Source organism: Salipiger sp. 1_MG-2023 (assembly GCF_030547555.1).
Taxonomy (GTDB): domain Bacteria; phylum Pseudomonadota; class Alphaproteobacteria; order Rhodobacterales; family Rhodobacteraceae; genus Salipiger.
On sequence record NZ_JAUOQN010000001.1, the window covers coordinates 58,031 to 70,094 of the forward strand.

11 protein-coding genes and 2 tRNA genes are annotated in these 12,064 nt (G+C 65.6%); 8 read left to right on the plus strand and 5 right to left on the minus strand.

What is annotated here, in order from left to right:
- Positions 1 to 56 precede the first annotated feature (56 nt).
- A tRNA-Lys gene (locus tag Q4543_RS00275) sits at positions 57 to 132 on the minus strand.
- A 101-nt stretch (positions 133 to 233) separates the two neighbouring features.
- On the opposite strand from Q4543_RS00275, the gene dapF reads away from it, so the two are divergent.
- From dapF to Q4543_RS00290, 3 genes are all read left to right on the plus strand, one after another.
- A complete protein-coding gene (gene dapF / locus Q4543_RS00280; RefSeq protein WP_303435732.1) occupies positions 234 to 1,082 on the plus strand; it encodes a diaminopimelate epimerase in 849 nt (282 codons plus the stop codon).
- On the plus strand, positions 1,079 to 2,332 hold the full coding sequence (mtaB, locus tag Q4543_RS00285) for a tRNA (N(6)-L-threonylcarbamoyladenosine(37)-C(2))-methylthiotransferase MtaB (RefSeq protein WP_303435733.1): 1,254 nt from the start codon (positions 1,079 to 1,081) through the stop codon (positions 2,330 to 2,332). The genes dapF and mtaB overlap by 4 nt, the downstream gene beginning before the upstream one ends.
- An 84-nt stretch (positions 2,333 to 2,416) precedes the next feature.
- Entirely contained in the window at positions 2,417 to 3,109 is a 693-nt protein-coding gene (locus Q4543_RS00290) for a phosphatidylcholine/phosphatidylserine synthase (protein WP_303435734.1), read from the plus strand.
- On the opposite strand, the gene Q4543_RS00295 is transcribed toward Q4543_RS00290, so the two are convergent.
- On the minus strand, positions 3,106 to 3,588 hold the full coding sequence (locus Q4543_RS00295; RefSeq protein ID WP_303435883.1) for a flavodoxin family protein: 483 nt from the start codon (positions 3,586 to 3,588) through the stop codon (positions 3,106 to 3,108). The two genes, Q4543_RS00290 and Q4543_RS00295, sit on opposite strands and share 4 nt — an antisense overlap.
- Positions 3,589 to 3,751: 163 nt before the next feature.
- Here Q4543_RS00295 and Q4543_RS00300 point away from each other — a divergent pair.
- Positions 3,752 to 3,825: transfer RNA gene (locus Q4543_RS00300), tRNA-Gly, on the plus strand.
- An 81-nt stretch (positions 3,826 to 3,906) separates the two neighbouring features.
- The gene (locus Q4543_RS00305; protein WP_303435735.1) at positions 3,907 to 5,703 is read left to right on the plus strand and encodes an ABC transporter transmembrane domain-containing protein; all 1,797 of its coding nucleotides are present in this window, start codon (positions 3,907 to 3,909) and stop codon (positions 5,701 to 5,703) included.
- Positions 5,704 to 5,799: 96 nt separating this feature from the next.
- Here Q4543_RS00305 and Q4543_RS00310 read toward each other — a convergent pair whose 3' ends face one another.
- Positions 5,800 to 6,840, minus strand: a complete 1,041-nt coding sequence (locus Q4543_RS00310; RefSeq protein ID WP_303435736.1) for an aldo/keto reductase — start codon at positions 6,838 to 6,840, stop codon at positions 5,800 to 5,802.
- 140 nt (positions 6,841 to 6,980) lie between these two features.
- Between Q4543_RS00310 and metG the strand changes: the two genes are divergently transcribed.
- The gene (gene metG / locus Q4543_RS00315; protein ID WP_303435737.1) at positions 6,981 to 8,693 is read left to right on the plus strand and encodes a methionine--tRNA ligase; all 1,713 of its coding nucleotides are present in this window, start codon (positions 6,981 to 6,983) and stop codon (positions 8,691 to 8,693) included.
- A 145-nt stretch (positions 8,694 to 8,838) separates the two neighbouring features.
- On the plus strand, positions 8,839 to 9,753 hold the full coding sequence (gene truB, locus Q4543_RS00320; protein WP_303435738.1) for a tRNA pseudouridine(55) synthase TruB: 915 nt from the start codon (positions 8,839 to 8,841) through the stop codon (positions 9,751 to 9,753).
- A 144-nt stretch (positions 9,754 to 9,897) separates the two neighbouring features.
- On the opposite strand, the gene Q4543_RS00325 is transcribed toward truB, so the two are convergent.
- Together Q4543_RS00325 and Q4543_RS00330 are read right to left on the minus strand one after the other, a co-directional pair.
- Positions 9,898 to 10,719 carry an alpha/beta fold hydrolase gene (locus tag Q4543_RS00325; RefSeq protein WP_303435739.1) on the minus strand — a complete coding sequence of 274 codons (822 nt, stop codon included), beginning with the start codon at positions 10,717 to 10,719 and terminating at the stop codon, positions 9,898 to 9,900.
- Positions 10,719 to 11,390, minus strand: a complete 672-nt coding sequence (locus Q4543_RS00330) for a haloacid dehalogenase type II (protein WP_303435740.1) — start codon at positions 11,388 to 11,390, stop codon at positions 10,719 to 10,721. Before Q4543_RS00330 ends, Q4543_RS00325 begins: the two co-directional genes overlap by 1 nt.
- 162 nt (positions 11,391 to 11,552) lie before the next feature.
- Between Q4543_RS00330 and Q4543_RS00335 the strand changes: the two genes are divergently transcribed.
- The gene (locus tag Q4543_RS00335) at positions 11,553 to 11,981 is read left to right on the plus strand and encodes a peptidylprolyl isomerase (RefSeq protein ID WP_303435741.1); all 429 of its coding nucleotides are present in this window, start codon (positions 11,553 to 11,555) and stop codon (positions 11,979 to 11,981) included.
- Positions 11,982 to 12,064 lie beyond the last annotated feature (83 nt).

The window sequence follows — 12,064 nt, forward strand, 5'->3', positions numbered from 1 at the left end:
CAAGGGATCGCCCGTTTCGCTTAACGTCCAAAGGGTAGTTCACCCTAAGGACACAGTGGTGAGCCGTGATGGGTTCGAACCATCGACCTACTGATTAAAAGTCAGTTGCTCTACCAACTGAGCTAACGGCCCACTGTCTGTGTGGGGGGCTTCTAGAAATTGTGGCGGGTGGGGTCAATGCCTTTTTTCGAATTTTCCCAAGCTATTTTCACGAGCTCTGGAAAGGCGCACCCATGAGGCGTATATCCGCGCCCATGAACAGCTTCGCCAACAGACTGCCCTTCATGAAGATGCACGGGCTCGGGAACGATTTCGTCGTACTCGATGCGCGTGACCATAGCGTGACGGTCACCCCCGATCTTGCCCGCGCCATCGCCGACCGCCATCGCGGCATCGGGTTCGACCAGCTTGCCGTGATCGAGTCGGGCGAGGACGCAGCGCTGACCTTTTACAACGCCGATGGTTCGACCGCCGGGGCCTGTGGCAACGCCACCCGCTGCATCGCGCGCTTTCTGATGGACGAAACCGGCAAGACCGCGCTGCGGCTGACCACCGAGCGTGGCACGCTGCTGGCGCAGGACGCGGGCAACGGCCTGACCTCGGTCAACATGGGCCAGCCGCAGCTGGACTGGCACGAGATCCCCCTCGCCCGCGAAATGGAAACGCTGGAGCTGCCCATCGACGGCGCGCCCACGGCAACCGGCATGGGCAATCCGCATTGCACCTTTTTCGTCGACGATGCCGAGGCGGTCGATCTTGCCGCCTTTGGCCCGCCGCATGAGAATCATCCGCTGTATCCGCAGCGCACAAACGTGCAGGTCGCAAGCCTCATCGGGCCCGATCACCTGCGGATGCGGGTGTGGGAGCGCGGCGTGGGGCTGACGCTGGCCTCTGGCTCGTCGTCCTGCGCCACGGCGGTTGCAGCGGCGCGGCGCGGGCTGACCGGGCGCAAGGTCACCATCGAGCTGGATGGCGGAACGCTGATCATCGACTGGCGCGCGGATGGCGTCTGGATGACCGGCGCCACCGCGCATGTGTTCGATGGCAGTTTCACGCGCCACTGGCTGGAGAGCGTATCATGAGCGCGCCGATCTTCACCACGCTGGGCTGTCGGCTCAACGCCTATGAGACCGAGGCGATGAAGCGCCTCGCGGATGAGGCCGGCGTTGGCGATGCGGTGGTCATCAACACCTGCGCCGTCACCGCCGAAGCGGTGCGCAAGGCGCGTCAGGAGATTCGCCGCCTACGCCGCGAAAACCCCGAGGCCCGCGTGATCGTCACCGGCTGCGCCGCACAGATCGACCCCGACAGCTTTGCCGCGATGGACGAGGTCGACGCGGTGATCGGCAACACCGAAAAGATGTCGCCCGACACGTGGGCGGGGCTGTCGAACGGCTTTATCGGCGACACCGAAAAGGTTCAGGTCAACGACATCATGTCGGTGACGGAAACCGCCGGGCATCTGATCGATGGGTTCGGCACCCGTAGCCGCGCCTATGTGCAGGTGCAAAATGGCTGCGATCACCGCTGCACCTTCTGCATCATCCCCTATGGCCGGGGCAATTCGCGCAGCGTTCCCGCCGGGGTCGTGGTCGATCAGGTCAAGCGGCTGGTGCAGAAAGGCTTCAACGAGGTGGTGCTGACCGGCGTCGATCTGACCTCATGGGGCGCCGATCTGCCCGGCACACCGCGGCTTGGCGATCTGGTGATGCGGCTGTTGCGACTGACCGACGTGCCGCGCCTGCGCATCAGCAGCATCGACAGCATCGAGGCCGATGACAACCTGATGCTCGCCATCGCCACCGAACCGCGCCTGATGCCGCATCTGCACCTGAGCCTTCAGCATGGCGACGACCTGATCCTCAAGCGGATGAAGCGCCGCCACCTGCGCGACGATGCCATCGCCTTTGCCGAAGAGGCGCGCAAGCTGCGCCCCGGAATCACCTTTGGCGCTGACATCATCGCGGGCTTCCCGACCGAGACCGAAGCGCATTTCGAGAACTCGCTGAAGCTGGTCGAAGACTGCCACCTGACATGGCTGCATGTCTTTCCCTATTCCGCCCGCCCCGGCACCCCGGCGGCGAAGATCCCGTCGCGCGTCGATGGCAAGGTTATCAAGGACCGTGCGGCCCGCCTGCGCGCCGCCGGAGACGCCGCCGTGCTGCGCCACCTTGCCGCGCAGCAGGGCGCAGAGCACCGAATCTTGATGGAATCGCCCGACATGGGCCGCACCGAACAGTTCACCGAGGTCGATTTCGCCGCCCCCCAGGCCGAAGGCAGCATCGTCACCGCAACCATCACCGGCGTATCGGGAAACCGGCTGACCGCCTGACACAAATCGCACAGTCCCGGCGCGACGCGGGGGCGCGCCGTTTGAGCAATTGCGATAGCCGCCCCGATGCGGCATCACTGGCGTATGTCTCCCGTATCCCGTGCTCTTGCCGTTCATCTGTTCACCGCCACCGGGGCCGTTTTTGCCATGCTCGCGCTGCTTGCCGCCGCGCAGGAAAGCTGGTCGGTGATGTTCCTGTGGCTGGTGGTCGCCTTCTTTGTCGACGGGCTCGACGGCCCGCTGGCGCGCAAATACGACGTCAAGGCCAATGCGCCAAGGTTCGACGGCGTGCTGCTCGACCTGATCATCGACTATCTGACCTATGTGTTCATCCCCGCCTTTGCGCTGTTCGAATCGGGGCTGCTGCCGGGCTGGACCGGCTGGATTGCGATCATCATCATCACCTTCGCCTCGGCGCTGTACTTCGCCGACACCCGGATGAAGACCGATGACAACAGCTTTCACGGTTTTCCCGGCTGCTGGAACATGCTGATTCTGGTGTTGTTCGCGCTGCAACCAAGCTTCTGGGTGATCCTTGGGCTGGTGGCCGTGCTGTCCGTGGCGATGTTCCTGCCGCTGAAATTCATCCACCCGGTGCGCACCGAACGCTGGCGCTGCGTTTCGCTGCCCGTGGCCATGGTGTGGACGCTCTGCGCAGGCTGGGCGGCATGGTTCGACTTTCTCCCCGGCAGCTGGGCGCATTGGGGGTTGGTGGCAACCTCGCTCTACCTGATCGCCGTGGGCATCGTGCAACAGCTCGTCCCGGCGCGCCGCTAGAAGATCCCCATCGCCAGACCAGCCGCCAGCGCTTGGCCCAGTTCGCAGCACCGGCCCAGATCGGCCGAGCCAATCTGCTTGGGCGCAAGGATCTGCTCTGAGGTCTGCGCCTGCGTGTTGACGATCAGCGCCGGTTGCGCCTCCCGTAGCCGCCAGCCCTTGGCAATCCGCGCCAGCTGGCGCGCCGCGCCCTCGCCATCCGATCCGGCGCAGACCATATGCGCATAGGCCCGCCCCTCGATCCGGCCCAGAACCGGGTAATAACAGCGATCACAGAATTCCTTGAGCGCGCCCGACAGCGCGGCAAGATTCTCGGGCCCGCAGAACAGATAGCCCTGCGCCTGCAACAGATCCTCCGGCCCGGCCTCGCAGGCATCCATCAGCCGCACCGGCAGCTCCCCACGCGCGCCTTCGGCGGCGGCCTCGGCCATCTGGCGGCTGCCCCCGGTGCGACTATGAACGACGATCAGCAACTCCATGCCGCGCAGCCTAGCGCCCCCCGGCACCCGATCAAAGCCCTGAGCGGCACCGGCCTGCCAAACCCGCACCTGCGACGCCCCGGCGACAAGGTTCTGGCGCTGGATTGAACGACAACGTCTTGACCCATGCGCGCGCTTGATTTACCTCAGCACAACAGCCCGAGCGGGCGTTGTGTAATGGTAAGACCTCAGCCTTCCAAGCTGATGACGCGGGTTCGATTCCCGCCGCCCGCTCCATTCCCTCCCACAGACCACGGCAAGACTCCCCTTTCGCACAATGATGCGGTAATGGAACGCGGCACCGCGTCAGGAGGACACATGGCCAGAGGCAACCCCGCAACCGCCCCGGCGGAAGACCGCGCCAAATCCCGCAAGCTCGGTTCGCTGTCCGCGCTGGCCCCCTTTCTGTTGCCCTACAGAGGCATGGTGATCGCCGCGGTGCTGGCGCTGATGCTGACCGCCGCGGTGTCGCTGGCGCTGCCACTCGCGGTGCGCCGCGTGGTCGATAATTTCAATGCCGACGGTGCGCTGCTGAACGGCTACTTTATGGCCGCGCTCGGCATCGCCGCGCTGCTCGCCGCTGGCACGGCGCTGCGCTACGCGCTGGTGACCCGGCTGGGCGAACGTGTGGTGGCCGACATTCGCAAGGCGGTGTTCGACCGGGTGATCGGCCTGTCGCCGGTGTTCTACGAAAAGGTGATGACCGGCGAGGTGCTCAGCCGCATCACCACCGACACCACGCTGATCCAGTCGGTGATCGGCTCATCGGTGTCGATCGCCCTGCGCAACGTGCTGATGATGGCGGGCGGGCTGGTGCTGATGCTGCTGACCTCGGCCAAGCTGACGGGCCTCGTGCTGCTGATCGTACCGGTGGTGGTGGTGCCGATCATGACGCTGGGCCGCCGCCTTCGCACCCTCAGCCGCGAGAATCAGGACTGGATCGCCGCTTCCTCCGGCAATGCCGCCGAAGCGCTGCTGGCGGTGCAGACCGTGCAGGCCTTCACCCATGAGACGATCTCGCGCAACGCCTTCGGCGAGATCACCGAAAAAAGCTACGACGCCGCCCGCCGCCGCATCTGGGTGCGCGCAGCGATGACCGCCATCGTGATCTTCCTCGTGTTCTCCGGCGTGGTCGGCGTGCTGTGGATGGGCGCATGGGACGTGCGCGCCGGAGACATGAGCGCCGGCGCGCTGGTGCAATTCGTGATCTATTCGGTGATGGTCGCAGGCGCGGTCGCCGCCCTGTCGGAAATCTTCGGCGAATTGCAACGCGCCGCCGGGGCCACCGAACGCCTCGTCGAGCTGTTGCAAACCGAAGACCCGGTGCAGGACCCCGCAGCGCCCCGTACCCTGCCCGCCCCGGTGCGCGGTGAAATCCAGCTGACGGATGTCCATTTTGCCTACCCTTCTCGCCCCGAAATCTCGGCGCTGGACGGCGTCAGCCTGACCATCCAGCCCGGCGAAACCATCGCCCTCGTCGGCCCCTCCGGCGCCGGCAAAACCACCATCGTGCAGCTGATCCAGCGCTTCTACGATCCGGCCTCAGGGCAGATCACACTCGACGGCATCCCTCTGGCCGACATGGGCCGCGACGCCTTTCGCCAGCACATCGCACTGGTGCCGCAGGACCCGGTGATCTTCGCCGCCACGGCGCGCGAGAACATCCGCTTCGGTCGCCCCGACGCAAGCGACAGCGACATCGAATCCGCCGCCCGCGCCGCCGCCGCGCATGATTTCCTCAGCGCCCTGCCCGATGGCTACGACACCTACCTCGGCGAGCGCGGCGTCATGCTGTCAGGCGGGCAGAAACAGCGCATCGCCATCGCCCGCGCCATCCTGCGCGACGCGCCGGTACTGCTGCTCGACGAGGCGACCTCGGCACTGGATGCACAAAGCGAACGCGCGGTGCAGGCCGCCGTCGATACCCTGGCACAGGGGCGCACGACGATCATCGTCGCCCACCGCCTCGCCACGGTGAAAAAGGCCGACCGCATCGTCGTGATGGAAAACGGCCGCATCGCCGCCATTGGCACCCACGACGCGCTGGTGTCCGAAGGCGGCCTCTACGCCCGCCTCGCGCGCCTGCAATTCACCGACGGCATCGCCGCCGAATGAAAAAGGGGCGCGGCCCATCGACCCGCGCCCCTTCTTCATCTTGCCCCTGAACTCCGGGGGGTCCGGGGGGCTGGCCCCCCGGCGTGCAGCGCCGGTTCAATAGGGCATCGGATGCTCCCGGTGCACCGCGTCAAGCCGCTCCAGCAACTCCTCGCCCAGCACCACATCGACGGCCCCCAGCAGATGCTCCAGCTGCGCCAGAGTCGTCGCCCCAAAGATCGACGACGCCACGAAGGGTCGCCGCGCCGACCACGCCAGCGCCATGTGCACCGGGTCCAGCCCGAACTCCCGCGCCACCTGCAGATACGCCTCGACCGCCGGGAACGCCCGGTCGCTCTTGCGCCCGCCAAGGTTGCCGTTCAGTGCCATGCGCGAGCCCTCCGGCACCGCGCCATTCTGGTACTTGCCCGTCAAAAGCCCCGCCGCCAAAGGCGAATAGGGCAGCATCCCAACCTGCTCATTCACCATCAACTCGGCCAGATCGGTATCGGCAAGCCGGCACATCAGCGAATATTCGTTCTGAATCGACGCCACCCGAGGCCCGCCGACCTCCTCCGCCATGCGCAGCCACATCGCGGTGCCCCAGGCGCTGTCATTGGACAGGCCAAAGGCGCGAATCGTGCCGCGCTCCACCTCGCGGCCAAGCGCCCCCAGCGCATCCGCCATGTGCTGAACGGTTGTCGCGCGGTCCTGCCCCGACGGGTCGTAACGCCAGTTCTGACGAAAGTGAAAGCTCCCCCGGTTCGGCCAGTGAAACTGGTACAGGTCGATCACATCGGTCTTCAGCCGCTTCAGCGAGGCCTCGATCGCTCCCGGAATCGTCTCCGAGGAAATCGGCGCCTCGTCGCGCACCAGCTTCGACGTCCCGGTGTGCTTCGTCGCCAGCACGAACTCCTTGCGCCGCCCCGATGCCACGATCCAGTCACCGATGATCTCCTCGGTGCGCCCGACGGTCTCGGCCTTCACCGGGTTCACCGGATACATCTCGGCGGTGTCAAAAAAGTTGATTCCAGCCTCCAGCGCCCTGTCCATCTGGGCAAAGGCCTCCTCGGGCGGCGTCTGGTTGCCAAAGGTCATGGTGCCGAGGCAAAGCTCGCTCACCTCGATACCGGTCCGGCCGAGCGGATTCTTCTTCATTTTGGGGGAACTCCTGATCTGAAACTTGCCGCCAACCTAGCGGGCAGACCACAGAAGCCAAGCCCATGCGCCTTGATCTTTCCACTGCCCGCCCGATCCGTTAAAGCGGCGATCAAAGCGGCGCGGAGAAAAGGCAGATCATGGCACGGCATCTCATCACCTCGGCGATCCCCTACATCAACGGGATCAAGCACCTTGGAAACCTGGTGGGCTCGCAGCTTCCCGCGGACCTGTTCGCGCGCTACCACCGGGCGCGCGGCGACGAGGTGTTGTTCCTCTGCGCCACCGACGAACATGGCACCCCCGCCGAGCTCGCCGCCGCCAAGGCTGGCAAGCCGGTGGCGGAATACTGCGCCGAAATGCACGAGGTGCAGGCCCGAATCGCAGACGGCTTCCGCCTGTCCTTCGATCACTTCGGGCGCAGCTCCAGCCCGCAGAACCACGCCCTGACCCAGCATTTTGCCAGGGTGCTGGCCGAGCGCGGCATGATCCGCGAAGTCACCGAAACCCAGATGTATTCGCCCACCGACGGGCGCTTCCTGCCCGACCGCTACATCGAGGGCACCTGCCCCAATTGCGGCTTCGAGGATGCGCGCGGCGATCAGTGCGACAATTGCACCAAGCAGCTCGACCCGGTCGAGCTGATCAACCCGCGCTCGGTGATCTCGGGCGCGACCGATCTGCAAATGCGCGAGACGAAACACCTGTATCTGTGCCAGTCCACCATGAAGGAGCAGCTCGAACAGTGGATCGACACCCGCGAGGGCTGGCCGATCCTGACCACCTCAATTGCCAAGAAATGGCTGAACGACGGCGATGGCCTGCAAGACCGCGGCATCACCCGCGATCTCGACTGGGGCATCCCGGTCAAGAAGGGCGATCAGGACTGGCCGGGCATGGACGGCAAGGTCTTCTACGTCTGGTTCGACGCGCCGATCGAATACATCGCCTGCGCGCAGGAATGGGTCGATGCAGGCAAAGGCACGGATTGGCAGCGCTGGTGGCGCACCGACAAGGGCGCAAGCGATGTGACCTACACCCAGTTCATGGGCAAGGACAACGTGCCCTTCCACACGCTGGGCTTTCCGGCCACCATCCTTGGCTCGGGCGAGCCGTGGAAGCTGGTCGACTACATCAAATCGTTCAACTACCTCAACTATGACGGCGGCCAGTTCAGCACCTCGCGCGGGCGCGGCGTGTTCATGGATCAGGCGCTGGAAATCCTGCCGGCGGATTACTGGCGCTGGTGGCTGCTGAGCCACGCCCCCGAATCCTCCGACAGTGAATTCACGTGGGAGAATTTCCAGACCTCGGTGAATAAGGATCTGGCCGACGTGCTGGGCAACTTCGCCAGCCGCGTCACCAAATTCTGCCGCGCCAAGTTCGGCGAACAGGTTCCGACCGGCGGCAGCCTCGGCCCGCGCGAAGACCAGCTCATCGCCGACCTCACCGCAAGGATCCGCGAATACGAAACCCACATGGCCCATGCCGAGGTGCGCAAATCCGCCGCCGCCCTGCGTGCGGCCTGGGTGCTCGGCAACGAATACCTGCAAGACGCCGCCCCCTGGACCACCTTCAAGACCGATCCCGAAGCCGCCGCCGCACAGATCCGCCTCGCGCTGAACATGATCCGGCTCTACGCGGTGATCTCGGCCCCCTTCATCCCCGACGCCGCGGCCCAGCTGCTCACCGCGCTGAAGACCACCGATGACAGCTGGCCCGATGACGTCGCCGCGGCGCTGCAAACCCTGCCCGCAGGCCACGCCTTCGATGTCCCCGACGTGACCTTCCGCAAGATCACCGACGAAGAACGCACCGACTGGCAGACCCGCTTCGCTGGCAAGCGCGACTGACGCGACAGGCGCACGGCGCTTCTTCTGGCCCAAAATATCCCGGGGGGAGCGCAGCCGCGCGGGGGGCAGCGCCCCCCTTGCGACATTGACAACCCATGCCAGCGCTTGCTACCCCGCGCGCCTCATCACTCAAGGGGCGCACCGCATGGCACGCAAGAAGGGCCGCGACATTTCCGGCTGGCTGATCGTCGACAAACCGGCCGGAATCACCTCGACCTCGGTGGTCAACAAGGTCCGCTGGGCACTGGCCGCAAAAAAGGCCGGCCATGCAGGCACCCTCGATCCCGAGGCCACCGGCGTTCTTGCCGTGGCCCTTGGCGAGGCGACCAAGACCGTTCCCTATATCACCGACGCGCTGAAGGCCTACCGCTTCATCGTGCGCCTCGGCCAGCGCACCAACACCGACGACGCCGAAGGCGAGCTGCAGGCCCAAAGCGATGTCCGCCCCGATGATGCCGCCATCAAGGAAGCGCTGCACGGCTTTGTCGGCGACATCCTGCAGGTGCCGCCGCAATTCTCGGCGGTCAAGATCGACGGCGAGCGCGCCTACAAGCGCGCCCGCGATGGCGAAACCATGGAGATCGCCGCCCGCCCTCTCTGGGTCGAAGAGCTGACGATGGTCTCGCGCCCCGACGCCGATCATGTCGAACTCGAGATGGTCTGCGGCAAAGGCGGCTACGTGCGCTCCATCGCCCGCGATCTGGGCGAAACGCTGGGCTGTCATGGCCATGTCCTGCGGTTGCGCCGGGTGTGGTCAGGGCCGTTCGACGCCGCCGACGGAGTCTCGCTCGAGCAGGTCGATGCGCTGGCCAAGACCCCCGAACTGGATGCCCGGCTGCTGCCGCTCGAGGTCGGTCTGGTCGATCTGCCAGAGCTGAAATGCACCCCCGAGGGCGCCGCGCGGCTGCGCAATGGCAACCCCGGCATGGTGATCCCGGGCGATGTGGAATACGGCGACGAGGCTTGGGCCTCGTTCGAAGGGCGCGCCGTCGCCGTCGGCGTCTACAAGGCCGGAGAGCTGCACCCGACCCGCGTCTTCGTTCCGCAATCCAACGCCTGATCCCGGCGCCCAGACTTCCTTAGCAAGGCGTCTGGGCGCCCACCGGTCTTGCGCACCAGGCTCGGCTCCCGGAGCCCACCGGCGTCACGCTCCCTTCTCGGGGATCCCCTGAAGATCCTGCGCCACCAAGGTCAAACGCCCCTCTCAGCCCATCATCTTCAGCCAGCGGCGCAGCGCATCCAGCGATTGAGCCTCGTCCAGAAACGGCACATGGCCGCGCCCCGGCACGTTGACGGCAATCATATCCGGGCGGCGCGCCTGCATTTCGGCAAAAGTTGCCGCCGACAACAGATCGGAATTGGCCCCCCGGATCGCGCACAGTGGTATCCCCGCCAGCGCATCGAACAGCGGCCACAGGTCTGCTGTCGGCTGGGCACCGTCTCCCAGAACCGCATCGCGCAGCTTGGGATCATAGGTGATCACCAGCCCGTCGGGGGTTTCGCGGTAGAACTTCTCGGCCTCTTCACGCCAGCGGCTTTGCGGCACGCCTTCAAAGGCCGTCATCGCGGCGGCGCGTTTCTCGACCGCCTCATCCAAGGTCTTCCACGGCGGATTGCGCCCCAGATAGCCCTTGATCACCTCCAGCCCGGTATCGGCGATCTCGGGGCCGATGTCGTTCAGCGCCACGCCCAGCAGGCGGTCCTTGACCGTGGCGGCCAGCACCAGGGCGATCAGCCCGCCGCGCGAGGTGCCCAGAACCGCCGCGCGCTCGATCCCAAGATGATCGAGCAATTCAACCGCATCACGGCCTTCCACCGGAATGTTGTAGCCAGCGGGATTGCCCCAATCGGATTGGCCCCGCCCCCGGTAATCGAGCCGGATCAGCCGCACCCCGCCAAGATGCGGCGCAACGTAGTCGAAATCGCGCCCGTCGCGGGTCAGCCCGGCAAGGCAGAGCAGCGGCAGCCCCTCGCCTTCGTCGGTGTAATACAGCGACAACCCGTCCGAGGTGGTGAAACGCGGCATCAACAAAGCTCCGGTATCGTGGTCAGGTCGGTCAGAACGTGGCGCGGGCGGGCGGACAGCCGATCCATCGGCAGATTGCCGCGATTGACCCATGCGGTGTGAAAGCCATAGCCCGAGGCCCCCGACGCATCCCAACCGTTGGACGACACGAACAGCACTTGCTCTGGTGTGCAGCCCATGCGCGCGCCGACAAGGTCATAGACTTCGCGGGCGGGCTTGAAGATGCCAACCTCTTCGACCGACAGCACCGCGTCCAGCTGCGCACCGATACCGGCGCTGTCCACCGCCGCCGCCAGCATCTCGGGCGAGCCGTTCGACAGGATCGCCGTGCCCAGCCCCTTGGCCTTCAGCGCCGCCAGCATCGCGGGCACCTCTTCATAGGCATCAAGCACTTGGTAAAGCGCCATCAGCCGACCGCGCAAGCCTTTGTCGGTCAGGCCCTGCCGCTCCATCGCCCAGTCAAGCGCGTCGCCGGTGACCTCGGCAAAATCCACATGGTCGCCAGTGATCGCCCGCAGCCAGCTGTATTCCAGCTGCTTGCGCCGCCAGTCTTCGGACAGCGCCTGCCAGCAGCGCCCCAGCGCCGCATCCTCCTGCGCCGCGCGGCGGGCGGCGGCGGAAACGTCGAACAGCGTGCCATACGCGTCGAAAACACAGGTTGTAATGGTCATGATAGCCTCCGTTGCGGGCGAGCCTTGCACGCTGCGCGGGGACAGGAAAGGCCCCCGTTTGCAATTTGCGCCCTGCGGGACTATCTTATTGCCGAGAAATATGAGCACCCGCATTTGCGGCCTCATCCATTCACGCAAATCCCAGACATGAACGGAGCATCCATGACGCAGGTCAAGACCGGCGATACCGTCCGCATCCACTACACCGGCACGCTGAACGACGGCACCACCTTCGATTCCAGCGCGGGCCGCGATCCGCTTGAATTCGTGGTCGGCTCGGGTCAGATCATCCCCGGACTCGACAAGGCCATCCCCGGCATGACCGTCGGCGACAAGAAAACCGTCGAGATCGCCCCGGAAGAAGCCTATGGCCCGGTCCACGCCGAGGGTCGCCAGGCCGTGCCGCGCCAGGAAATCCCCAATGATATCCCGCTCGATCTTGGCACGCAGCTTCAGGTCCAGACGCCGAACGGCCAGACCATGAACGTGACCGTCGCCGAAGTGACGGAAACCGAGGTGACGCTTGACGCCAATCACCCGCTTGCCGGCAAGGATCTGACCTTTGCCATCGAGCTGGTCGAGATCGCCTGATCTTCAGGCTCGGGCCGTCCCGCGCCGCCCGAGCCACTTGCCAAGCGCCGGATGTTCGGCGCCCCGGCGCAGATTTCTGCAAG